At 69.4% G+C, this 22,028-nt stretch carries 21 protein-coding genes and 1 riboswitch; of the genes, 11 read left to right on the top strand and 10 right to left on the bottom strand.

Annotated elements, in window-relative coordinates; all coding sequences use genetic code 11:
• Positions 1 to 23: 23 nt before the first annotated feature.
• Positions 24 to 530, bottom strand: coding sequence for a DUF2269 domain-containing protein (locus ACIPPS_RS19880; RefSeq protein ID WP_401433605.1), 507 nt, complete (start codon positions 528 to 530; stop codon positions 24 to 26).
• Between the two features lie 77 nt (positions 531 to 607).
• Here ACIPPS_RS19880 and ACIPPS_RS19875 point away from each other — a divergent pair, with 77 nt between their 5' ends.
• The gene (locus ACIPPS_RS19875; RefSeq protein WP_401433602.1) at positions 608 to 1,261 is read left to right on the top strand and encodes an HAD family hydrolase; all 654 of its coding nucleotides are present in this window, start codon (positions 608 to 610) and stop codon (positions 1,259 to 1,261) included.
• A gap of 17 nt (positions 1,262 to 1,278) precedes the next feature.
• The gene (locus ACIPPS_RS19870; protein ID WP_401433599.1) at positions 1,279 to 2,523 is read left to right on the top strand and encodes a globin domain-containing protein; all 1,245 of its coding nucleotides are present in this window, start codon (positions 1,279 to 1,281) and stop codon (positions 2,521 to 2,523) included.
• An 80-nt stretch (positions 2,524 to 2,603) separates the two neighbouring features.
• On the opposite strand, the gene ACIPPS_RS19865 is transcribed toward ACIPPS_RS19870, so the two are convergent.
• The 4 genes from ACIPPS_RS19865 to ACIPPS_RS19850 all read right to left on the bottom strand — a co-directional run bounded on the left by ACIPPS_RS19865 (position 2,604) and on the right by ACIPPS_RS19850 (position 5,890).
• Entirely contained in the window at positions 2,604 to 3,083 is a 480-nt protein-coding gene (locus ACIPPS_RS19865; protein ID WP_401433596.1) for an NUDIX domain-containing protein, read from the bottom strand.
• A gap of 35 nt (positions 3,084 to 3,118) precedes the next feature.
• Positions 3,119 to 4,015 (bottom strand): LysR family transcriptional regulator, encoded by an 897-nt coding sequence (locus ACIPPS_RS19860; protein ID WP_401433593.1) that lies wholly within the window; start codon positions 4,013 to 4,015, stop codon positions 3,119 to 3,121.
• A 226-nt stretch (positions 4,016 to 4,241) separates the two neighbouring features.
• Positions 4,242 to 5,414, bottom strand: coding sequence for a cystathionine gamma-lyase (locus ACIPPS_RS19855; protein WP_401433590.1), 1,173 nt, complete (start codon positions 5,412 to 5,414; stop codon positions 4,242 to 4,244).
• A gap of 98 nt (positions 5,415 to 5,512) precedes the next feature.
• On the bottom strand, positions 5,513 to 5,890 hold the full coding sequence (locus tag ACIPPS_RS19850) for a phage holin family protein (protein WP_401433588.1): 378 nt from the start codon (positions 5,888 to 5,890) through the stop codon (positions 5,513 to 5,515).
• Between the two features lie 51 nt (positions 5,891 to 5,941).
• On the opposite strand from ACIPPS_RS19850, the gene ACIPPS_RS19845 reads away from it, so the two are divergent.
• The 4 genes from ACIPPS_RS19845 to ACIPPS_RS19830 all read left to right on the top strand — a co-directional run bounded on the left by ACIPPS_RS19845 (position 5,942) and on the right by ACIPPS_RS19830 (position 8,235).
• A complete protein-coding gene (locus tag ACIPPS_RS19845; RefSeq protein WP_401433585.1) occupies positions 5,942 to 6,259 on the top strand; it encodes a cupin domain-containing protein in 318 nt (105 codons plus the stop codon).
• 134 nt (positions 6,260 to 6,393) lie between these two features.
• Positions 6,394 to 6,612 carry a DUF5326 family protein gene (locus ACIPPS_RS19840; RefSeq protein ID WP_401433582.1) on the top strand — a complete coding sequence of 73 codons (219 nt, stop codon included), beginning with the start codon at positions 6,394 to 6,396 and terminating at the stop codon, positions 6,610 to 6,612.
• A 280-nt stretch (positions 6,613 to 6,892) separates the two neighbouring features.
• Positions 6,893 to 7,663, top strand: coding sequence for an IclR family transcriptional regulator (locus ACIPPS_RS19835; protein WP_401433579.1), 771 nt, complete (start codon positions 6,893 to 6,895; stop codon positions 7,661 to 7,663).
• 137 nt (positions 7,664 to 7,800) lie between these two features.
• Complete coding sequence (locus ACIPPS_RS19830; protein ID WP_401434617.1) at positions 7,801 to 8,235, top strand: SsgA family sporulation/cell division regulator; 435 nt, start codon at positions 7,801 to 7,803, stop codon at positions 8,233 to 8,235.
• Between the two features lie 181 nt (positions 8,236 to 8,416).
• Here the strand turns inward: ACIPPS_RS19830 and ACIPPS_RS19825 are convergent, their stop codons facing one another.
• A complete protein-coding gene (locus ACIPPS_RS19825; protein WP_401433576.1) occupies positions 8,417 to 9,820 on the bottom strand; it encodes a YibE/F family protein in 1,404 nt (467 codons plus the stop codon).
• Between the two features lie 71 nt (positions 9,821 to 9,891).
• Positions 9,892 to 10,039, top strand: a riboswitch (TPP riboswitch).
• Between ACIPPS_RS19825 and thiC the strand changes: the two genes are divergently transcribed.
• Positions 10,033 to 11,817 carry a phosphomethylpyrimidine synthase ThiC gene (gene thiC, locus ACIPPS_RS19820; protein WP_401433573.1) on the top strand — a complete coding sequence of 595 codons (1,785 nt, stop codon included), beginning with the start codon at positions 10,033 to 10,035 and terminating at the stop codon, positions 11,815 to 11,817. It overlaps the preceding riboswitch by 7 nt.
• A gap of 326 nt (positions 11,818 to 12,143) precedes the next feature.
• Positions 12,144 to 13,544, top strand: a complete 1,401-nt coding sequence (locus ACIPPS_RS19815; RefSeq protein ID WP_401433570.1) for a VWA domain-containing protein — start codon at positions 12,144 to 12,146, stop codon at positions 13,542 to 13,544.
• 162 nt (positions 13,545 to 13,706) lie between these two features.
• Here ACIPPS_RS19815 and ACIPPS_RS19810 read toward each other — a convergent pair whose 3' ends face one another.
• The 3 genes from ACIPPS_RS19810 to ACIPPS_RS19800 form a co-directional block, all read right to left on the bottom strand.
• Positions 13,707 to 14,549 carry a hypothetical protein gene (locus ACIPPS_RS19810; protein ID WP_401433567.1) on the bottom strand — a complete coding sequence of 281 codons (843 nt, stop codon included), beginning with the start codon at positions 14,547 to 14,549 and terminating at the stop codon, positions 13,707 to 13,709.
• 159 nt (positions 14,550 to 14,708) lie between these two features.
• Positions 14,709 to 16,058: a metallophosphoesterase gene (locus ACIPPS_RS19805; protein WP_401434614.1), complete on the bottom strand. Its 1,350-nt coding sequence runs from the start codon at positions 16,056 to 16,058 to the stop codon at positions 14,709 to 14,711.
• Positions 16,059 to 16,281: 223 nt separating this feature from the next.
• The gene (locus tag ACIPPS_RS19800; RefSeq protein WP_401433564.1) at positions 16,282 to 17,388 is read right to left on the bottom strand and encodes a LacI family DNA-binding transcriptional regulator; all 1,107 of its coding nucleotides are present in this window, start codon (positions 17,386 to 17,388) and stop codon (positions 16,282 to 16,284) included.
• Positions 17,389 to 17,765: 377 nt separating this feature from the next.
• Here ACIPPS_RS19800 and hisC point away from each other — a divergent pair, with 377 nt between their 5' ends.
• A complete protein-coding gene (gene hisC / locus ACIPPS_RS19795; protein WP_401434612.1) occupies positions 17,766 to 18,881 on the top strand; it encodes a histidinol-phosphate transaminase in 1,116 nt (371 codons plus the stop codon).
• A 14-nt stretch (positions 18,882 to 18,895) separates the two neighbouring features.
• Here the strand turns inward: hisC and ACIPPS_RS19790 are convergent, their stop codons facing one another.
• Positions 18,896 to 19,276, bottom strand: a complete 381-nt coding sequence (locus ACIPPS_RS19790) for a cyclophilin-like fold protein (protein ID WP_401433561.1) — start codon at positions 19,274 to 19,276, stop codon at positions 18,896 to 18,898.
• 204 nt (positions 19,277 to 19,480) lie between these two features.
• Here ACIPPS_RS19790 and ACIPPS_RS19785 point away from each other — a divergent pair, with 204 nt between their 5' ends.
• Both ACIPPS_RS19785 and cydB read left to right on the top strand, forming a co-directional pair.
• Complete coding sequence (locus ACIPPS_RS19785) at positions 19,481 to 20,989, top strand: cytochrome ubiquinol oxidase subunit I (RefSeq protein ID WP_401433558.1); 1,509 nt, start codon at positions 19,481 to 19,483, stop codon at positions 20,987 to 20,989.
• Positions 20,990 to 21,007: 18 nt separating this feature from the next.
• Positions 21,008 to 22,015, top strand: coding sequence for a cytochrome d ubiquinol oxidase subunit II (gene cydB / locus ACIPPS_RS19780; protein WP_401433556.1), 1,008 nt, complete (start codon positions 21,008 to 21,010; stop codon positions 22,013 to 22,015).
• The last annotated feature ends 13 nt before the right edge of the window (positions 22,016 to 22,028 follow it).

The following is a 22,028-nucleotide window of genomic DNA, read 5'->3' as shown; positions in this document are numbered from 1 at the left end:
GCTCAGGCTGTCGGACACGGTGATCATCCGTCCAGCGGTTTGCGGGAACTGGCCGAGAGCCGTAGACGCCGCCCCCGGCGCGTCAGCCCCCAGGGCTTCAGCACCGAGATGGCGGTCATGAAGAGATAGGCCACCATGGAGACGGTCGGGGCCACCACCAGGCTGGGGTCCGGTGTCCCGGCCGCCGCCGCGTGCTCGATCTCCGGGCGCAGAGCGAACACGGTCGCTGCCGCGGTGGCCAAAGTGATCCAGAACTTGGTCCAGACCCAGCGGTGTCGGGCCAGCCCCCAGGGAGTGCCCAGGGAGAGCACCAGCCCGCTCGCCAGGGTCACCACGGCTACCGGGGCGAGCAGCCAGTCCGCGAACACCTTCATCGCTCGGTAGGCGGCTTCGGTGAGCGAGAGGTCGCCCGTGGTGTAGGCCGTGATGCCGAGCGCCAGCAGGCCCACGCTGAGCCCGAGCCATGACACGGAGACGGCGACATGGACGACGAGGAGGGCCCGCCGGGCGGGCCGCTGGAGATGTTTCACGTGAAACACCGTGCCGTCCCGCCCCCTCGTCCCGCGTCTGACGGCGGGAGTAACCGCACGTACTAACCTCGGCGTACATGACGAGTTCCCTGGGCCGGGGCAGGCTCCATCTCTTTGATCTCGACGGGACGCTCATCCGTGGGTCGGCGGCCGCGGTGGAGATCTCGCGGCAGCTCGGGCTCTCCGAGGAGATCGCCGCCTTGGAGAGGGGCTTCCTGCTGGACGGGATGACGCCCGATGAGTTCGCGGTCCAGGCCCACGCACTCTGGTCCGCGCTCACGCCGGAGCAGGTCACGGCTGCCTTCGAGGGTGCTCCCTGGCTGGCGGGCATTCGCGAGGTCTGGGCGGACATCCACGAAGAGGGCGGGCGGTGCGCCGTCATCTCCCTGTCGCCGGACTTCTTCGTCGAGCGACTCCTCGACTGGGGCGCTGATGCGGCCCACGGCTCCGGCTGGCCGTCGGTGCCGTTCACCCAGCCCATCCACCGGCCGAGCATTCTTGATGCTGCGGCGAAGGTGCGCATCGCACGCCAGCTCTGCGGGGAGTTCGGAGTGGGGTGGGAGGACTGTGTGGCGTACGGCGACTCGATGTCCGACGCGCAGCTCTTCGCCGCCGTTCCGCTCAACGTGGCGGTCAACGCCGACCATCACCTGGCCGGGCTCTCGCGCCATGCCTACACCGGGGGCGACCTGCGAGAGGCGTACGACCTGGTCCGAAAGAGCGCAGCCTAGCCTCAGTCACGGGGTGAATGCCCGAGAATTCCACTTTCTGTCCGAACCGGGGGTCGAAACTGCCAAGCTGCGGCGACAAGAGCCGCAGGCGTGAGGCGAGGCACACGATGGAAGAGGCCGTGCACGACGACGGCGAGGCACCGCCCCGGATAGCCCCGGGCCCCTCCACCGACGCGATCCTCATCCGCCGCACCCTGGCCGAGATCGCACCCGTCGCCGACAAGGTGACCTCGTACTTCTACGCGTTGCTCTTCGTCCGCCATCCCGAGCTGCGCGCGATGTTCCCCGCGGCCATGGACGCCCAGCGTGACCGTCTCCTCAAGGCGCTGCTGACGGCGGCCGAGCACATGGACAACGCCCCCGTCCTCACCGAGTACCTGCAGAACCTGGGCCGCGGGCACCGCAAGTACGGCACGCACGCGACCCACTATCCGGCGGTGGGTGAGGCGCTGATCGGCGCGCTGGTTCGGTACGCCGTCCTGACCTGGGACGAGGAGACGCAGGCCGCATGGGTGCGGACGTACACCACGATCTCGCAGATCATGATCGACGCGGCGGCCGAGAGCGAGCTTCACGCGCCCCCCTGGTGGCACGCAGAGGTGGTCTCGCACGATCTGCGCACGTCGGACATCGCGGTGATCACCCTCCGCCCCGACCAGCCGTACCCCTTCCTCGCCGGGCAGTACACGACGCTGGAGACCCCCTGGTGGCCGCGCATCTGGCGGCACTACTCCTTCGCCTCGGCGCCACGGCCGGACGGGCTGCTCTCCCTCCACGTGAAGGCGGTCCCGGCCGGCTGGGTCTCGAACGCCCTGGTGCACCACGCCCGACCCGGTGACGTCCTGCGCCTCGGGCCGCCCGCCGGGTCGATGACCGTCGACCACTCGACGGACAACGGGCTGCTCTGTCTGGGCGGTGGCACCGGCATAGCCCCCATCAGGGCGCTGGTCGAGGACGTCGCCGAGCACGGAGACCGGCGCCGTGTGGAGGTGTTCTACGGGGCGCGCAGCGACCACGACCTGTACGACATCGACACGATGATGCGGCTCCAGCAGACGTACCCCTGGCTGTCGGTGCGGCCGGTCACCGAGGACCAGGGGCAGCTGCCGGACGCCGTGCGTCGGTACGGCCCGTGGAACGAGTACGAGGCCTATCTGTCCGGGCCGCCCGGCATGATCCGGCGCGGGGTGGACACCCTGCGGGGGATCGGGATCCCGGCGGAGCGGATCCGCCACGACTTCCTGGCGGACCTCGCGTCCTAGGGGGTGTCGTGTGGATCGTGGCGGGCTCGATCCACAAGACACCCCCCAGCGGATGTCGTGGGCCTTACTCGCGAGAGGCTTCAGCCGAGGTCGGGGGCGTGCATCGCGCGGACCCCCTCGATGTTGCCGTCCAGGTAGTGACGCAGGGAGAGCGGTACGAGGTGGACGGCGGCGATGCCGATCCGGGTGAACGGCACCCGGACGACCTCGTACTCACCCACCGGTTCCTCGATCTCCGGGCCGTGCCGAAGCGAGAGGTCTATCGATTCGAGCCGGCAGACGAAGAAGTGCTGGACCTTTACCCCCGACACACCGCCGTCGACGATGTGCTCGACGGTGTCGACGAAGCAGGGGACCACATCGGTGATCTTGGCGCCGAGCTCCTCGTCCACCTCGCGGTGCAGGGCCTCTACGACGGTCGTGTCGGAGGGCTCGACGCCGCCACCGGGCGTCACCCAGTAGGGATCGACCCCCGGCTTCGTGCGCTTGATGAGGATGAGGTCGTTTCCATCGAGCAGGATGGCGCGTGCGGTGCGCTTGACCACAGGACGTTCGGTCATGGGAAGAAAATGGCCCGCCACGGCTGTCCTGAAACTCACCAGGCCCCGGAGGCTCGCAGGAGCCACTCGTGGGCCCTCGCGAGGTGCGGCAGCGCCAGCGTTCCGGTGCGGACGACCAGGAAGTAGGTCCGTAGCGGGGGCACCGGCGGATCGAGCAGAGCCACCAGGCGGCCTTGCTCCAGGGCGTCCTCGCACAGATAACGGGGCAGGACCGCGAGGCCCGCTCCGGCGGCGGCGGATTCCAGGACGGCCCGCAGGTCGGGTGCCACGACGGTGGCGGCCGCGGCCGGCTTCGTCTCGAAGACGGCCGCCCAGTAGCGGGAGACGAAGGGCAGCGACTCGTGGACCTCCACCACCGGCAGCTGTTCCAGAACCACGGCGTCCTTGCGCAGCAGCACGTCGGGGGCCAGCCGGGCGGCCCAGCGCGGCGCGGCGACCAGCACGTGCTCCTCGTCGCAGAGGGGCGTGGAGCCGAAGAGCCCGCCGCGCGGGCGGGTGGTGGCGATGGCCAGATCGTGGTGGCCCGCGGCGAGCCCGTCGAGGATCTCCTCCGTCGTGGCGGGGAAGGCGGCCCGCACGGCGAGCCCCTGGGAGATCAGCGGCGTGAGGGCGGGCAGGGCGCGCGCCGAGGTGAACTCGGGAGGCCCGGCGAGATGGAGGGTGCGTACCCCGTTCTCCTCGTCCAGACCCGTTTCGGCGATCTCCACGAGGGCGTCGAGATGCGGGGCGGCGCGGTGGGCGAGCTCGTCACCGATGGTGGTGGGGGTGACCCCACGGGCCTGTCTGAGGAACAGAGGGCGCCCCAGCTGTCGTTCCAGGGTCCGGATCTGGCTGGTGACCGCGGGCTGGGAGAGTCCGAGCAGGGCTGCCGCGCGGGTGAACGAGCCGGCCCGGTGCACCGTGACGAAGGTGCGCAGCAGGGCGAGGTCCATGTCCGCCCCCTCCCGGCCGGTGCGGCCGTTCGACTCAGGCGGTCGGCTGACGGCGCCTCAGGACCCGTCCAACTATAAATAAGTCGATAGGCCTCTGTCGTTACCGTGATTGGACACTGACGCAGAGTCAACTAGCCTTGTTCAGGCGGTCTCCGCGCGTGGAACCGAGGGGCGTTCCGAGCCATGAGGGGGGAGGCTCGGAGCGCCCCGATCCCTACGAAGCCGCTCAGTGGGCCGCGGCAGCCTCCGCCGCGTCGAGAGCGCGCAGCACATCCGCGATCAGGTCCTCGGGGTCCTCCGCACCGACGGAGAAGCGGATGAACCCTTCCGGCACGGCGTCGCCGCCCCACCGCCCGCGCCGCTCCGCGGTCGAGCGCACCCCGCCGAAGCTGGTCGCGTCGTCCACGATCCGCAGCCCGTCGAGGAACCGCTCGGCCCAGTCCTGGTCGGGGAGCACGAAGGAGACCACAGGGCCGAAGCGCCGCATCTGCGCCGCCGCCACCGGGTGCGAGGGGTCGTCCGGCAGCCCGGGGTACCGCAGACCGGTCACCTCGCTCCGCTTGCCGAGGGCCTCCGCGAGAGTCAGCGCGGAGCCGCACTGACGGTCGATGCGGAGTTGCAGCGTGGCGAGGGAGCGGTGGGCGAGCCAGGCCTCCATGGGGCCGGGGATCGCGCCGACGACCTTGCGCCAGCGCCGCACCTCGGCCGCGCGCCGCGGATCGCGGCAGCTGACATGGCCCAGGAGGATGTCGCCGTGCCCGGTCATGCCCTTGGTGTCGCTGGCGACGGAGAAGTCGGCGCCGAGCTCCAGGGGCCGCTGGCCGAGCGGGGTGGCCAGGGTGTTGTCCACGGCGACCAGCGCGCCGCCGTCGTGCGCCGCCCGCACCAGGCGGCGGATGTCGCAGACGTCGAGCCCGGGATTGGAGGGCGTCTCGATCCAGAGCAGCCGCGCACCCTCGAGCACGGAGAGCTGGGCGTCGCCGCCGGTGGGGGCGGTGCGAACCTCGATCCCGTACGCCCTGAGCTGCTCGTGGAGCAGCGGCAGCGCCTGGTAGCCGTCCGCCGGCATGACGACCGCGTCACCGGCCTTCAACTGCGAGAACAGCACGGCGGAGATGGCGGCCATGCCGGAGGCGAAGACGAGCGTCTCGACGCCCGTCTCCCCCGGTGCCTCCAGCTCGCCGATGGCTCGTTCCAGATGGGTCCAGGTGGGGTTCTCGTCCCGCCCGTACGTATAGGGGCCGGTGGGGTCGCCCGGCAGGTGGAAGTGGGCGGCGAAGACCGGCCCCGGCAGTGTCGGTTCGTACTTCACCGGCTCGGGAAGCCCCGCCCGTACCGCCCGTGTCCCGTCGCCGACGGCGCCGATCTCCTCGGCGCCGTCGAACGTGTCCGTGCTCATACCGCCCGTTCCTCCACACTCTCGCGTACGGCGGCCGGCAGTCCCGCGCTCGCCGCCTCAACCATGCTCAGACACTCCACAACGGTGTGCGGGCGCACTCAGTCCCCTTCGGGGAGCAGGACGTTGAGCGCCCAGGAGACGACGGCGATGATCAGTCCGCCGAGAACGGCGGTCCAGAAGCCCTCCACGTGGAAGCTCAGGTCGAACTGATCGGCGAGCCAGGAGGTGAGCAGCAGCATCAGGGCGTTGATCACCAGCGTGATCAGGCCAAGGGTGAGGATGAACAGCGGAAGCGAGATCAGCTTGACGATCGGCTTCACCAAGAAGTTCACCAGCCCGAAAACCAGGGCGACGAGGATCAGCGTCCAGGCCTTGTTGGCGGTGCTGTCACCGGTGAGCGTGATGTCGGGGACCAGCCAGATGGCCACACCCAGGGCGCCCGCGTTCGCGAGCGTCTTGACTACGAAATTCATCATGTGTCTGATCGTGGCAGACACGATCGGGCCAAGGGCAGGGGCGAAAGCACCATGAAGGCATTCCGGCTGGAAGAACTGGAAGCGGAGCGCGCCGCCAACGACGGTGCGTACCTCCAGTTCCTGCGGGAGCGGAACATGTCCGTCGGTCTGTACGCGCTCGACGCCGGCTCGCTCGACCCCCAACAGCCGCACGGTCAGGACGAGGTGTACTTCGTCGTCAGCGGGCGGGCCGCGATCACGGTGGGGATGGAGACGACGCAGGTGGCGCGGGGCAGTGTCGTCTACGTGCCGGCCGGGGTGGCCCACAAGTTCCACCACATCACCGAGGACCTGCGGGTCATGGTGGTCTTCTCGCCGCCGGAGGGCTGAATTCCCCTAGGGGGCGGATCAGGGGAGAGCAAGGGCTTCGGGGCCCCCACGGCCCAGGCGCCGCGCCTAGCATCGAAGGTGTCCGGCGCAGAGTGCGCGGGAGGACGGACGCTTCGGGAGATGAGGTCAGCAGGATGGCGGTACGAGAGATCCTCGCGGGGATGCCCTGGTGGGTGAAGTGGGTCGCCATACCCGTCATCGCCCTGTTCGTCTTCGGTGGCCTGATCACCAGCGTCGCGACGTTCGTGATCGGTCTGCTCTTCAAGGTGCTGATCTTCGTCGCGCTGGTCGGCGGACTGGTCTACGTGGTGCGGAAGTACATGTCCTCGTCGACCTCGCGCGAGGACTGGTAGCACGCTCTACCCGCCGGTAGGGGCCGGCGTGCCGGGCGTTAGCCCGGCCGAGGGACGCGGCGCAGGAATCCAAGGTCAGGCCTGGGAGCTGCCCTTAGGGTGGAAAATCTCTGCCGCCCCCGGGAAAGCTGGCCCGGCCTTCCGCGCTGATCCGCGGATGTCCGCCGGTCCCGGGCGGGCCCGCCACCGGGCCCCACCGGTTCCCAGGCCGCGGCGGGCGCGCGGGGGCGGCCCCCGCGGGCGGGTGTACGGCACCCGTCGTCATGCCTGGGGGTGACCTTTGGCCACGGCTACGCAGTCCGCTGTTCCCACGTTGATCGGCTCGGTGCAGCGGGCGCTGAGACTCTTGGAGGCCGTGGGCTCCCACGAGGACGGAGCCCCCGCCAAGCAGCTGGCGCGTGAGGCCGGACTCCCGCTGCCCACCGCGTACCACCTGCTCCGCACCCTGACACACGAGGGCTATCTGCGCCGGGAGAAGGGCGTGTTCGTCTTCGGCGACGCGGCCGGACGTCTGGCCGGCGGCGGAGTTCTGCAGAATCGTCGCACCAAGATCGAGGACTCACTCGCGCACTGGCGGGACGAGATCGGGGTGCCCGTCTACTTCGCGATCTACCGCGAGGGCGAGATCGAACTCGTCGCCGTCGCCGACACCCCCGCCGCCCCCGCTGTGGACGAGTGGGCCGACTTCCGCGAGACGGGTCACGCGCACGCGATCGGGCAGTGTCTGCTCAGTCAACTGGATCTGAGAAGCCGTCAAGACCACCTCGACCGCCATCCCGTGGAAACCATCACTCCGTACACGGTGAGTAACCGGAGTGCCCTTTTGGATCGTTTGGGCGGTATGGGGCGAATGGAACCCCTGGTGGAACGTCAGGAATATGCGCTCGGCACAGTTTGTGCCGCGATCCCCATCACGGCGGGGTCCACAGCGGCCGCGATGGCGATTTCCCTCCCCCTTCACCAGGAAGAACGGTTGCTGCCCGCGGTCGATCGGCTACGCAACGAGATCGGAAGGCTGCTCAGTTCCTTCGCTTTCTCTATCAGTATCTGAAAAATCACTCCTTGTGATCTGCTAGGCCTTCCAGCACGATTGCGTCAAGAGGGCCAGGGGGATCATTCCTGGCCGTTTTGATTGCAGCTTTCAGCAGCCGTGTTCACACAACTGCACCATCGACTGCGGGGTACATGATGCGAGAGTCGGTTCAGGCCGAGGTCCTGATGAGCTTCCTCGTCTCCGAGGAGCTCTCGTTCAGGATCCCGGTGGAACTGCGTTACGAGTCCCGGGATCCCTACGCGGTGCGGATGACGTTCCACCTTCCCGGAGACGCGCCCGTGACCTGGGCGTTCGGCCGGGAGCTGCTGCTCGACGGGATCAACCGACCGAGCGGGGACGGCGATGTGCACATCGCGCCGACCGACCCCGAGGACCTTTCGGACGTCGCCATCCGGCTCCAGGTCGGCAGCGACCGCGCCCTGTTCCGGGCCAGCGCTCCGCCGCTGGTCGCCTTCCTCGACCGGACGGACAAGCTTGTTCCGCTCGGTCAGGAGCGGACCCTGGGTGACTTCGAGGACAACCTGGAGGCGGCTCTCGGCCGCATCCTCGCGGAGGAGAACGCCGGCTGAAGGACCGGTCCCGGGGCTGCGGGGGCCCCAGGCCCGGTCCCTCGGACCGGTTCTCCGACGCAGGTCGGCACGGGTCCGGTCCCTCGGACCGGTTCTCCGACGCCGGGGCAGCGCCACCCGGTCACTGGGACCGGCTCTTCGGCGCAGGTCGGCGCCGCCCGGTCATGTGCCCGGCGCCCGGTCACTTGGCCCGGCGGCGGCGCCCACCCCTGGATGAACGCTTCTCCAACGAGCCCCGCGCACCCGGCGCACCCTGCCCGCCCCGCGCACCCTGCCCGCCCGGCGCGCCCGGCCGGTCCGCCGAGACGACGAGCGCGGCGAGCACGGTCGTGACCGGCACCGAGGCGACCAGACCGATCGACCCCACCAGCGTGCGGACGATCTCCTCCGCCACCAGTTCGCTGTTGGCCACCGTCCCCACACTGCTCTGCGCGATCGAGAAGAGCAGCAGCAGCGGCAGGGCCGCACCGGCGTAGGCGAGGACCAGCGTGTTCACCACGGACGCGATGTGGTCGCGGCCGATCCTGATGCCCGCCCGGTAGAGCCCACGCGGCCCCATTCGCGGGTCGGCCTGGTGCAGCTCCCACACCGCCGAGGTCTGGGTCACGGTCACGTCGTCGAGGACACCGAGCGAACCGATGATGATGCCCGCCAGCAGCAGCCCGGACATGTCGATCTCGGGGTAGAGGCCGTGGATCAGACCGGTGTTGTCGTCCGTGTTGCCGCTCAGCGAGGCCCAGCCGATGAAGAGCGAGCCCAGCAGCCCGATCAGCATCAGCGAGATGAGCGTCCCGAGGACCGCGACCGAGGTTCTGGCGGAGAGCCCGTGGCACATGTAGAGCGCGATCAGCATGATCGCACTGGACCCGACCACCGCGACCACCAGCGGATTCGATCCCTGCAGAATCGCCGGCAGGATGAAGAAGGTCAGGATCATGAAGCTCACCGCGAGCGCGACCAGCGCCATCACCCCGCGCATCCGGCCGACCAGCACGACCGCCACGGCGAAGATCAAGGCGAGCACCGCCAGCGGAACCTTGCGGTTCACATCCGTCACCGAGTACTGCAGGTCGCGCGGGGCGTCCGGCGCGTACGCCACCACCACGCCCTGCCCGTCGTCCAGTTGACGCGGGGCGTCCGGCTGCACGATCTCGACGAACGTACGCCCCTTGTCCGGACCGCTCGTGACCTCGATCGTCGCCTTCTCGCACTCCCCTTGCTGGGCGTTGACCGCCTCGCGCCCCTCGGGCGTGGAGGTGTCACCGGTCGGCGGGACCTGAGCGGCGTTCACGTCCGCGCAGTCGACGTGCTCCACCGAGACGACCTTGCCCTGGTACGTCTGCCGGTCGAAGCCGACGCCGGTGCGCTCGTGCTCGGGGGCGCCGCCCGGCCACAGGACGACGAGCCCGACCACCACCGCCGTGGCGAACGGGATCAGGACAGCGGCGATGACTCTGCGCAGGTGCCGGGAGACGGGCGCGGCCGGCCCATGGCTGTGGCTGTGGCCATGCCCATGGCCCGCGTCGCCATGCGCGCCGTGGCCGTCATGACCGTCGGGTTCTGGGGTCTGCTGCGAGGAAGTCACCGACCGATCATCGCAAGAACGGCGGGGGCCCACTGTTCAGCACGGCCGGATTGACGCTAGCGTGGTGGCACCTTTGCACACGCGGGAGCTCGGAGCACCGGGCTGAGAGGGCGCTGATCACCGTACGCGCGTACTGGATGTACGTACGGGAAGAGGCTGCGCCGACCGCCGAACCTGTTACCGGGTAATGCCGGCGTAGGGAGATCGGTCTCATGACCATTCAGGATGCACGCACGCCTGCCACCAGCGAGAACGCCGGCCAGGACGAGCGCAAGCCGGGTTGGCACAAGGGGTACGTCGCGGGTTCGCGCCCCGACCTCCGCGTGCCCGTCCGGCAGGTGCACCTCACCAACGGCAAGGACGTGACGCTGTACGACACGTCCGGTCCGTACACCGACCCCACCATCGACACCGACGTACGGCGGGGCCTGCCGCCGCTGCGCGAGAACTGGATCATCGGGCGGGGCGACACCGAGGAGTACGCGGGCCGCCCGGTCCGCCCCGAGGACGACGGCATCAAGCACACCTCGCCGCGCGGGGGCCTGAAGAACCTCGACGCGGTCTTCCCCGGCCGTCCGCGCCAGCCCCGCCGGGGCCGCGGTGGCCAGGCCGTCACCCAGCTCGCGTACGCCCGCCGGGGCGAGATCACCCCGGAGATGGAGTACGTCGCGATCCGCGAGAACGTCTCGCCCGAGGTCGTACGGGAGGAGATCGCGGCAGGTCGGGCCGTCCTTCCGGCCAACGTGAACCACCCGGAGATCGAGCCGATGATCATCGGCAAGCGGTTCCTGGTGAAGGTCAACGCCAACATCGGCAACTCCGCCGTCACCTCCTCCATCGAGGAGGAGGTGGAGAAGATGACGTGGGCGACCAAGTGGGGCGCCGACACGGTCATGGACCTGTCCACCGGCCGCAACATCCACACCACGCGCGAGTGGGTGCTGCGCAACTCTCCCGTGCCGATCGGCACCGTGCCGCTCTACCAGGCCCTGGAGAAGGTCGACGGCAAGGCCGAGGAGCTGACCTGGGAGATCTACAAGGACACGGTCATCGAGCAGGCCGAGCAGGGCGTCGACTACATGACGGTGCACGCCGGCGTGCTGCTGCCGTACGTCCCGCTGACCGCCCGTCGCAAGACCGGCATCGTCTCGCGCGGCGGCTCGATCATGGCCGCCTGGTGCCTCGCGCACCACAAGGAGAACTTCCTCTACACGAACTTCGAGGAGCTCTGCGAGATCCTGGCGACGTACGACGTCACGTACTCGCTGGGCGACGGCCTGCGCCCCGGTTCGATCGCCGACGCCAACGACGAGGCCCAGTTCGCGGAGCTGCGCACGCTCGGCGAGCTGAACACGATCGCCAAGCGCCATAACGTGCAGACGATGATCGAGGGCCCGGGCCACGTCCCGATGCACAAGATCAAGGAGAACATCGACCTCCAGCAGGAGATCTGCGAGGAGGCGCCGTTCTACACCCTCGGTCCGCTGACCACGGACGTCGCGCCCGCCTACGACCACATCACCTCGGGCATCGGCGCCGCGATGATCGCCTGGTGGGGCACGGCCATGCTCTGCTACGTCACGCCCAAGGAGCACCTGGGCCTGCCCAACCGCGACGACGTGAAGACCGGTGTCATCACGTACAAGATCGCGGCGCACGCGGCGGACCTGGCGAAGGGGCACCCGGGGGCGCAGGAGTGGGACGACGCGCTGTCGGACGCGCGGTTCGAGTTCCGCTGGGAGGACCAGTTCAACCTGGCGCTCGACCCGGACACCGCCCGTGAGTTCCACGACGAGACGCTGCCGGCCGAGCCCGCGAAGACCGCGCACTTCTGCTCGATGTGCGGTCCGAAGTTCTGCTCGATGAAGATCTCGCAGGACATCCGCCGCGAGCACGGCGGCGACCTGAAGTCGGACGAGATCGCGGCAGGCATGGCGGAGAAGTCCAAGGAGTTCGCGGCCTCCGGTAACCGGGTGTACCTGCCGATGGCGGAGTAGACCGCGGCTCGGACCACGAGCGGGGCCTGCGACGGCGAGCGGGGCTCGGCGAGCACGCTGAGCGGGGCTCGGCCCGGTCGCCGAGTGGGGCTTGGGCGCTGAGTGGGGCCCGTGACGGCGAGTGCGGTCGGAGGCGACGAGTGGGGCCCGGCGACGAGTGGGGCCCGGCGACGAGTGGGGCCCGGCGACGAGTGGGGCCCGGCGACGAGTGGGGCCCGGCGACGAGTGGGGCCCGGCGACGACGAGGGAGGCCCGCGACCCGGGGGGATCGCGGGCCCGTTGTCGAAGTCGTTCCCGTGGAGCGTCGGACTGGGCAGACTGGCGGCATGACTGCGAGTTCCCTGAGCAAGGGCGCCAACGTTCCGGTCGCCTCGGCCGTGGTCCGAGTCGTGCTCTCCTGGGCCGCCGGGGCGGGGGCGCCGGACGCCGACGGCTCGGCGCTGCTGCTCACCCAGGCCGGACGGGTGCGCGACGACGGCGACTTCGTCTTCTACAACCAACCGACCCACTCCTCCGGGTCCGTACGCCACCTCGGGAAGCGGCAGGAGGCAGGTGCGACCACCGACACCGTCGAGGTCGATCTGCGCGGGGTCGAGCCCGCCGTCGACCGGGTGGTGCTGTGCGCGTCGGCGGACGGCGGGACGTTCGGCCAGATGTCCGGGCTGACACTACGGCTGCTCGACGGCGGTACGGGGGCGGAGGTCGCCCGCTTCGAGATGACGGCGACGTCGGAGACCGCCTTCATCGGGGGCGAGCTGTACCGGCGGGCGGGGCAGTGGAAGTTCCGGGCGGTCGGGCAGGGGTACGCCTCCGGTCTGGCCGGTCTCGCCACCGACTTCGGGATCAGCGTCGACGAGGAGCCGACGGCGCCGACGACACCTGCGGTCGCCCCTGCTCCTGCTCCCGCTCCTGTCCCCGCCGCTGTACGGCAGGCGCCGCCGGTCGTGGCCGACGGGCCGCGCTTCGAGAAGGACGTCGAGCGGCTGCCCGTCGACATGCGCAAGCGGCTGTCGCTGCGCAAGGAGCTGGTGGCGGTGAGCCTGCGCAAGCACGGTGCGGCCGGGGTCACCGCCCGTGTCGTCCTCGTCCTCGACGCCTCCGGCTCGATGTCCGCCCTCTACTCCAAGGGCATCGTGGCGGACGTCGTGGAGCGGATGGCGGCCGTTGCCGCGCAGTTGGACGACGACGGTGAGATGCAGGCCTGGACCTTCGCCTCGAACGCCGCGCGGCTGCCGGACCTGCGCCTTGGTGAGCTCCCGGACTGGCTGCGGCTTCATGTACGGGTCGGCGAGCTCGCCCTCTTCCGACGGAGCCGGAAGCCCCGCAGCGGTCTTGCGCCCGGCCAGGTCGACATGCGGGACATCGGCATCCAGAACGAGGAGCAGAAGGCGATCGCCCAGATCCGGTCCTTCGTCCGGGAGAACCCGGCGGCCGCACCCACGCTCGTGCTGTTCTTCTCCGACGGGGGCGTGTACCGCAACGCGCAGATCGAACGCGAGCTGCGCGAGGCGGTGGAGGAACCGATCTTCTGGCAGTTCGTCGGGCTCGGGCGCTCCCACTACGGCGTGTTGGAACGCCTCGACACCATGGCCGGGCGGCGGGTCGACAACGTGGGGTTCTTCGCGGTGGACGACATCGGCAGGGTGCCCGACGCCGAGCTGTACGACCGGCTTCTGTCCGAGTTCCCGTCCTGGATCACGGCAGCGGGGCGAGCCGGGATCCTCTGATCGGAGGCCGGAGGCCGGGGGCCGGGGGCCCGGGGGCCCGGGGCCGGGGGCCGGGCGGCCGGGGGCGGCCGTCCGTCCGTATGAGCCGTGCGAGCCGTCCGTCCGTGCGAGTCGTGCGAGCCGTCCGTCCGTGCGAGCCGTGCGCCGTACCGGTCTCCCGGCTCAGTCCGGTCGGCGTTCCGACGCGCCGAATTCCGGGCCGGTGAAGTCCGGGCTGCTGAAGTCGGGGCTCGCATACCTCGGGCGCGTCCCGGCGGAGCCTTCGTTCGGGCTGGAGAAGTTCGGCCCGCTGTAGCCGATCTTCGGTATGCGGTCCGTGCGCGGCGGCGGCACAGCCGGCGGTACCGCCGGTCCTGCCGCGGCCAGGGCGTCGCGCAGGAACGGCAGGATGCCTCGTTCCAGCAGGGCGCGGCGCCAGGCCTCGCGGGCGCGGAACAGCTCGTCGTCCGCTTCCCTGTGGGGTGGATCGCTCGCGGCCACTTCCGTGGAGCGGTTGCGCAGCGCCGTCAGCAGCAGCCCGACGGCGGCGCAGAAGAGGCCCGCGGCGGCGACGGCCGCGAAGAACCAGCCGGCCGTCAGCAGGGTGTCGGCGAAGGTGAGCGTGGGCGCCAACACCTTCAGTACGGCCCCGACCAGCAGGAATATCAGTGCGGCCGGGCCGGCGAGGACCGGCGCGAGGACCGTGACGATCGCGACGAGGCCCGCGCCCGGGCCGCCGCTCGCCCCGTCTCCGTCCGCCGTCAGGACGGCGTCCATCACGCTCGTACCACTCGGTGACCGGACCTCTTCGCGTATTTTCACGAAGTGGTCGTACTCGACGGCGGCCGCGGCGGTGATCAGCGCTGTCGCGTTCAGCGCCATCGTGCGCAGTTGGCCGGCCGTGAGCCGTTTGCCGATCTCGGCGAGATCGGGATGGGCGTACGCGTTGCGCAGTGCGTCGTCGAGGATGCGCTCGTACTCGGATCGATCCTCGGTCAGCAGGTGCGGAGCCACGTTCATGTGCATCCCCCGATGCTCCGTAGGGCCGTTCTGACCGTGGGATACGGCCAGTTGGGCGGAAACGGAGGAGAGCCTGCTACGGATGTCCCGATGGTATTGCGGTTATGGCGCAGGGTGACAGGGGGTTTCCTGAAATCGACTTCCCCGGATGCGCAGCGTTATGCGTCAGCCGTTCAGGGGAAGTTGGACGACCAGCAGCTTTCCGGCCATGGTCACACCGCCGTCCATGGCGATCGCCAGCCCGTCCGCGTAGACGTGCGGGCCGTCGACCACCGGGTCCGAGCCGCCCTCGCCGTCCTCGGTGCCGACCTGGCCCAGGAGGTACGGGATGGGGCTGTGACCGTGCACGACGCGACGGCCGCCGTAGGTGGTGAGCAGCTCCTGGACGGCCTGTGGACCGGCGTCGTCGCGGAAGGCGAAGCGCTTGGTGAACTTGCGGAACAGGTCCCAGACCTCGTCCGCGTCGTTGCGGGTGAGGATCTCGTGGACGGTCTCGTTCACGTCCTCGATGGTGCTGCCGTAATCGAGGTAGGCGGTGGTGTCGGAGTGCATCAGCAGATGCCCGTCCTCCTCCACCACGGCGTCGAGCCGGGACATCCACTGCAGATGGACGTCCTGGAGGCGGTCCATGTCGTGCTTCTGGCCACCGTTGAGCAGCCAGGCCGCCTGGAAGGTGGCGGTGCCGGCGCCGGAGTTGACCGGAGTGTCCGCGAAGCGCTTGGCGCCGATGAGCAGCAGCTCGTGGTTGCCCATCAGGGCCTTGCAGTACCCGCCGGCGGCGGCGGCCTCCGCGGACAGGCGCATGACGAGGTCGATGACGCCGATGCCGTCCGGGCCGCGGTCGGTGAAGTCGCCGAGGAACCAGAGGCGGGCGTTGCCCGCGGCCCAGGCGCCGTCGTCGTCGATGAGCCCTTGCTCGCGCAGGGCGGCGACGAGTTCGTCGAGGTAGCCGTGGACGTCACCCACCACGTAGAGCGGGCCGGGGCCCTCGCCGACCGAGGCGGGCGCGGGGGCGGGGGCGGAGGCCGGGTCCACCTGGACCTGGACCGTGTCCCCGCGGTTGATCACCGGGAGGTCGCGTTCGGTGGGGGTGTAGCCCTCGGGGATCTCGTCGTCCGGGAACGCGTTCCCGGGGTGACCGGTGTGACCGGTGTGACCGGGGTGACCGGCTTGACCGGGGTGACCGGCTTGACCGGCGTTCCCAGGGTGACCGGCGTGGCCCACCTGGTTCACCTGGTTCACCTGCCCGACGTGGTCCGCGACGGTCGCGGAGAGCGAGACCGGGGGCGCGATGTCGGCCAGGGCCGCGGGGCCGAGGCCGAGGCCGAGATGGAGGGTGGGATCGGCGACGGGCCGGAAGGGCTCGTCGGGTACGACGGCATGCCCTTCCGGAGGCTCCGGGGACTGGCCCTGTACGGGCACCCGGGCGTACGGCGGTACGCGGAAGTCACGCAATGTCGCCGTGCGCACCACGGGTTCCTGCCCGGCCCCCTGAGTCATCGACCCCTCCACCACCGTCGCGATGCCCTGCACATCGCGGACCGGCCTGGTCGGGGCGGTCCGCGGTGTCGTGCGCCCATCATAGGAATGAGGGTCCGCCTGTGTGACGCACCAGGGGTGGTGAATCCGGGTCCACTCCGGGTTCACCGGTTGTTTCGCCCGAATTGAGAAGGTCCGGTCCAGGGTCGGAGCAGGGCCGGGCCGGAGTTTGTGCCCGGCACGGCCCCGAAGCCGACCCTCAGTCCTTCGTGGGTGACCGGGGCGGGCTGACCGTCGTTCGTGGCGAACGCCTCTGCGAGGACGTCCGGACGATGAGTTCGGTCGGTATCACCTGCTCGACCGGTCCGTCGGTGTCGACCCCTTCGATGGCGTCGATGAGGAGCTGGACGACGGCCGTGCCGATCCGGCGCGGTTTGAGCGAGAGGGTCGTGATGGGTGGTTCCGTGTTGGCGTAGACGGTCGACTCGCTGCAGCAGACCAGCAGCAGATCCTCCGGCACGCGCAGTCCGTAGCGGCGGGCTGCCGCCAGCAGATCGGTTCCGTTGGGGTCGAAGAGTCCGTAGACGGCGTCGGGTCGGTCGGGGCGGGCGAGCAGCCGGTCGGCCGCGACGGCGCCCGCGCACGGATCGTGCGCCGGATAGGCCTCGTAGACGGGGTCCTGTCCGACCCGCTCGCACCAGTTGAGGTACGCGGTGGTGGACAGGCGGGTGTACGTGTCGGTCGTGGTGCCGGTGAGGAGGCCGATCCGGCGGGCACCGGCGTCGGCGAGGTGGTCGAGGAGGTCGAGGACGGCGGCTTCGTGGTCGTTGTCGACCCAGGCGGTCACCGGGAGCGTGCCGGCGGGGCGTCCGTCGGAGACGACGGGCAGGCCTTGGCGGACGAGCTCGGTGACGACCGGGTCGTGGTCGGAGGGGTCGATGACGACGGTGCCGTCGAGGGCGACGTTCGACCAGACGTCATGGCGGGAGGTGGCGGGGAGGATGACCAAGGCATAGCCACGGGCGAGCGCTGCCGATGTGGCGGCTCTGGCCATCTCCGCGAAGTACGCGAATTCGGTGAAGGTGAAAGGTTCATCCCCGTAGGTCGTCACGGTCAGGCCGATGAGGCCCGACTTGCCGGTACGGAGCGTGCGGGCCGCTGCGGATGGGCGATAGCCCAGCCGGTCTGCGACCTCGCGGACGTGGCGGCGGGTGGCGTCCGGGAGCCGGCCCTTGCCGTTGAGCGCGTCGGAGACAGTCGTGATGGAGACCCCGGCGGCGGCGGCCACATCCCGGATGCCCGCCCGCCCCTGCCGGCTTCCCCGGGTCTGTGCCCGGCTCACCTGGTGCTTCCCTGCTGCTGTCATGGCGAGCCGATAGTAGGGCGAGGGCGGGTGGTTGGGACGCTCGCATATTCACTCGTTGACAGGCACGTTTCTGCATGATCAACAAGGGTCAATCGCCTTGGAAGATAAGAGAGTTATGGGTCCTGTTGCGTGATCTGTGGTTGTCGACCCGTGTGGACCTGCTGAGGGGGCCATGTCTCGAAGAGGTCTCAACTCACCTCTACGGGCGACGCGCGCCACGGCGCCCGCCACCGGCGCGCGCCACCCAAGCGCGCGCTCCCCTGGTTGTCCACAGCGTCCGCCATCGGTTGTCCACAGCCCATTCGCAGCGGAGGCGAATCCTCATAAGGTGAGGAGCATTGGTGGTACGGACGGTCGAGGAGGCCACAGTGAGCGCAGTGAGCGACACCGCCGGAGCAGGCGGTACGGGTGGGGCGGGCGCGGGCGGACCGAAGCTGCGCGCCGTGCTGGACGGGATCCCCACCTACAAGCCGGGCAAGCCGGCCGCTTCGGGCGGTCCGGTCGCCTTCAAGCTCTCCTCGAACGAGAACCCGTATCCGCCTCTTCCGGGTGTGATGGAGAGCGCGCTGACCGCGGCCTCCACGTTCAACCGGTATCCGGACATGGCGTGCACCGGCCTGATGAACGAGCTCTCGGACCGCTTCGGGGTGCCGCTCGGGCACCTGGCCACCGGTACGGGCTCGGTGGGCGTGGCCCAGTCGCTGATCCAGGCCACCGCGGGGCCGGGCGACGAGGTGATGTACGCCTGGCGGTCCTTCGAGGCGTATCCGATCATCACGCAGATCAGCGGGGCCACCCCGGTGGAGGTGCCGCTGACCGACGGCGAGGTGCACGACCTCGACGCGATGGCCGAGGCGATCACGGACCGGACCCGGCTGATCTTCGTGTGCAATCCGAACAACCCCACGGGCACCGCGGTCCGCAGGGCCGAGCTGGAGCGGTTCCTGGACCGGGTGCCCTCCGACGTCCTGGTGGTGCTCGACGAGGCGTACCGCGAGTTCGTCCGCGACGCGGACATCCCGGACGGCATCGAGCTGTACCGCGACCGTCCGAACGTCGCCGTGCTGCGTACGTTCTCCAAGGCGTACGGTCTGGCGGGGCTCCGGGTCGGCTTCGCGATCGCCCACGAGCCGGTGGCGGCCGCGCTGCGCAAGACGGCGGTGCCGTTCGGGGTGAGTCAGCTGGCGCAGGACGCGGCGGTGGCCTCGCTGCGGGCCGAGGACGAACTGCTCGGACGGGTCGGCTCGTTGGTGGCCGAGCGCGAGCGGGTCCACGCGGGGCTCGTGGCCCAGGGGTGGACCGTTCCGGACACCCAGGCGAATTTCGTCTGGCTGCGGCTCGGCGAGCGGACGGTGGAGTTCGCGGCGGAGTGCGAGCGGCACGGCGTGGTGGTGCGGCCGTTCGCGGGTGAGGGCGTGCGCGTCACGATCGGTGAGAGCGAGGCGAACGACCTGTTCCTGAAGACGACGGAGGGCTTCCGTAAGGACGGCTGAGCGGCCGAGCGTGGTCAGGCGTCGGCGAGCTCGACGCGGATCGGGTCGCCGTCCCTGACGGTGGCCAGGACGCGTGGGTCGCCGTCCAGCGAGCCCAGCAGGTTGCAGGGGCTCGCCAGCCGGCATTCGTCGCCCCGGGATATCGGGGTGGGGCCGTAGGGGAGCGCCAGGGCGTCGCCCTCGGTCCAGAAGGCGACTGTGCCCGGCTCCACCACCTGCCGTGCGTCGTCCTCGACGGCGGTGGAGACCGGAGTGTCGAAGTAGACCTCCTCGCCCCAGGTGCGGGCGGTGGAGATGATCGGGAGAGCCCCCGCGAGCGCCTTGCTCGTGGGGGTTTCGTCGAGGGTCGCCGTGGTGTGTCCGGCGGGCCAGGAGATACGGATCCGAAGGGTCATGGCCCCGATTCAACAATATGTTGAAGGTCGGGGGAAGAGGTGACCTTCGAGTAGGGGTACCCCGGTCTTACGTACGGATTTCGTATGAGCCATAATGCTTGTGAATGTGAACGCGTTCACAAGCGTGTCTCGTTCCTCCCGTAATGGGTGGGACATAAGGGGCACACTGCCGACGTCCCCACGGCGATGTAAGGAGAAGATGACGTGGACCTAGCTCTAGCGCCCGAGACTCTGGCGCGATGGCAGTTCGGCATCACCACCGTCTACCACTTTCTCTTCGTTCCCCTGACCATCTCCCTCGCCGCGCTCACCGCCGGCCTCCAGACAGCCTGGGTGCGGACGGAGAAGGAGAAGTACCTCAGGGCGACGAAGTTCTGGGGCAAGCTCTTCCTGATCAACATCGCTATGGGTGTCGTCACCGGCATCGTGCAGGAGTTCCAGTTCGGCATGAACTGGTCCGACTACTCCCGCTTCGTCGGCGACATCTTCGGTGCGCCGCTGGCCTTCGAGGCGCTGATCGCGTTCTTCTTCGAGTCCACGTTCATCGGACTGTGGATCTTCGGATGGGACAAGCTGCCGAAGAGGATCCACCTGGCCTGCATGTGGATGGTGTCGATCGGCACGATCCTCTCCGCGTACTTCATCCTGGCGGCCAATTCCTGGATGCAGCACCCGGTCGGCTACCGGATCAACGCGGAGCGCGGGCGAGCCGAGCTCACCGACTTCTGGCTGGTCCTGACGCAGAACACCGCGCTCACCCAGTTCTTCCACACCATGACGGCCGCGTTCCTGGTCGGCGGCGCCTTCATGGTGGGTATCTCCGCCTTCCACCTGGCCCGCAAGAAGCACGTCCCGGTCATGCGGACCTCGCTGCGGCTCGGCCTGATCACGCTGATCATCGCCGGACTCGGCACCGCCATCAGCGGTGACCTGCTCGGCAAGGTCATGTTCAAGCAGCAGCCCATGAAGATGGCCGCCGCCGAGGCGCTCTGGGACGGTGAGGCCCCTGCGCCGTTCTCGATCTTCGCGTACGGCGATGTCGACAAGGGTCACAACAAGGTGGCCATAGAGATCCCGGGACTGCTGTCCTTCCTGGCGAACGACGACTTCAGCTCGTACGTCCCGGGCATCAACGACATCAACAAGGCCGAGCAGGAGAAGTTCGGCCCCGGTGACTACCGGCCGAACATCCCCGTCGCGTACTGGGGCTTCCGCTGGATGATCGGCTTCGGCATGGCCTCGCTGGCCATCGGCATGGTGGGCCTCTGGCTGACCCGCAAGAAGTTCATGCTGGCGCCGGGGATGCGGACCGGTGAGGACGAGGTGCCGAATCTGGTGCTGTTCAAGCGCAAGGCGCTCAGCCCCAAGTTCACCCAGTGGTACTGGATCGTCGCCCTGTGGACCATGGCCTTCCCGCTCATCGCCAACTCCTGGGGCTGGATCTTCACCGAGATGGGCCGCCAGCCCTGGGTCGTCTACGGCGTGCTCCGCACCAGGGACGCGGTCTCCCCGGGCACCTCACAGGGCGAGGTCCTCGCCTCGATGATCGTCTTCACGCTGCTCTACGCCGTGCTCGCCGTCATCGAGGTCAAGCTGCTCGTGAAGTACGTCAAGGCCGGACCGCCCGAGCTCACCGAGGCCGACCTCAACCCGCCCACCAAGATCGGCGGGGACGACCGCGACCCCGACCGGCCCATGGCCTTCTCGTACTGAGGCTCAGGAGATCGAGGCATGGAACTCCACAACGTCTGGTTCGTACTCATCGCCGTCCTCTGGATCGGCTACTTCTTCCTGGAGGGATTCGACTTCGGCGTCGGCGTCCTCACCAAGCTGCTCGCCCGCGGCCGTACCGAGAAGCGGGTCCTGATCAACACGATCGGGCCCGTCTGGGACGGCAACGAGGTGTGGCTGCTGACCGCCGGCGGGGCGACCTTCGCGGCCTTCCCCGAGTGGTACGCCACGCTCTTCTCCGGCTTCTACCTGCCGCTGCTGATCATCCTGGTCTGTCTGATCATCCGCGGTGTCGCCTTCGAATACCGGGCCAAGCGGCCCGACGAGGACTGGCAGCGCAACTGGGAGGAGGCCATCTTCTGGACCTCCCTGATCCCCGCCGTGCTGTGGGGCGTCGCCTTCGGCAACCTCGTGCGCGGCGTCAAGATCGACCGGGACATGGAGTACGTCGGCACCTTCGGGGACCTGCTCAACCCGTACGCGATCCTCGGCGGTCTGGTCACCCTCGCCCTCTTCACCTTCCACGGCACGGTCTTCGCCGCGCTCAAGACGGTGGGGGACATCCGGGCCCGGGCCAGGGCGCTCGCGCTGAAGCTGGGTCTGGTCACGGCAGTCCTCGCGCTGGGCTTCCTCCTCTGGACCCAGGTGGACAAGGGCGACAGCTGGAGCCTGGGCGCCATGCTCGTCGCGGTGGTGACGCTGGTCGGCGCCATCGGGGCGATCAAGGTCGGGCGGGAAGGCTGGTCGTTCGCGCTGTCCGGCATCACGATCGCCGCGGCGGTGGCGATGCTCTTCTTCACTCTCTTCCCGAACGTCATGCCGTCTTCGCTCAATCCGGAGTGGAGCCTTACCGTGACGAACGCGTCGTCGACCCCGTACACCCTGAAGATCATGACGTGGTGCGCGGCCATCGCCACCCCGCTGGTGCTGCTCTACCAGGGCTGGACCTACTGGGTGTTCCGCAAGCGGATCGGCACCCAGCACATCGCGGCCGACGCCGCTCACTGAGTGGGGGATGTTT

Source organism: Streptomyces sp. NPDC090127 (assembly GCF_044746945.1).
GTDB lineage: Bacteria > Actinomycetota > Actinomycetes > Streptomycetales > Streptomycetaceae > Streptomyces.
This window is presented reverse-complemented; position numbering and strand designations above follow the sequence as displayed.

Bases quoted from the DNA above. Each gene is read 5' to 3' on its own strand.
- ACIPPS_RS19875 (WP_401433602.1), top strand. From the start codon at position 608: ATGACGAGTTCCCTGGGCCGGGGCAGGCTCCATCTCTTTGATCTCGAC.
- ACIPPS_RS19870 (WP_401433599.1), top strand. From the start codon at position 1,279: ATGCCCGAGAATTCCACTTTCTGTCCGAACCGGGGGTCGAAACTGCCA.
- ACIPPS_RS19865 (WP_401433596.1), bottom strand. From the start codon at position 3,083: ATGACCGAACGTCCTGTGGTCAAGCGCACCGCACGCGCCATCCTGCTC.
- ACIPPS_RS19860 (WP_401433593.1), bottom strand. From the start codon at position 4,015: ATGGACCTCGCCCTGCTGCGCACCTTCGTCACGGTGCACCGGGCCGGC.
- ACIPPS_RS19855 (WP_401433590.1), bottom strand. From the start codon at position 5,414: ATGAGCACGGACACGTTCGACGGCGCCGAGGAGATCGGCGCCGTCGGC.
- ACIPPS_RS19850 (WP_401433588.1), bottom strand. From the start codon at position 5,890: ATGATGAATTTCGTAGTCAAGACGCTCGCGAACGCGGGCGCCCTGGGT.
- ACIPPS_RS19845 (WP_401433585.1), top strand. From the start codon at position 5,942: ATGAAGGCATTCCGGCTGGAAGAACTGGAAGCGGAGCGCGCCGCCAAC.
- ACIPPS_RS19840 (WP_401433582.1), top strand. From the start codon at position 6,394: ATGGCGGTACGAGAGATCCTCGCGGGGATGCCCTGGTGGGTGAAGTGG.
- ACIPPS_RS19830 (WP_401434617.1), top strand. From the start codon at position 7,801: ATGCGAGAGTCGGTTCAGGCCGAGGTCCTGATGAGCTTCCTCGTCTCC.
- thiC (WP_401433573.1), top strand. From the start codon at position 10,033: ATGACCATTCAGGATGCACGCACGCCTGCCACCAGCGAGAACGCCGGC.
- ACIPPS_RS19815 (WP_401433570.1), top strand. From the start codon at position 12,144: ATGACTGCGAGTTCCCTGAGCAAGGGCGCCAACGTTCCGGTCGCCTCG.
- ACIPPS_RS19810 (WP_401433567.1), bottom strand. From the start codon at position 14,549: ATGCACATGAACGTGGCTCCGCACCTGCTGACCGAGGATCGATCCGAG.
- ACIPPS_RS19800 (WP_401433564.1), bottom strand. From the start codon at position 17,388: ATGACAGCAGCAGGGAAGCACCAGGTGAGCCGGGCACAGACCCGGGGA.
- ACIPPS_RS19790 (WP_401433561.1), bottom strand. From the start codon at position 19,276: ATGACCCTTCGGATCCGTATCTCCTGGCCCGCCGGACACACCACGGCG.
- cydB (WP_401433556.1), top strand. From the start codon at position 21,008: ATGGAACTCCACAACGTCTGGTTCGTACTCATCGCCGTCCTCTGGATC.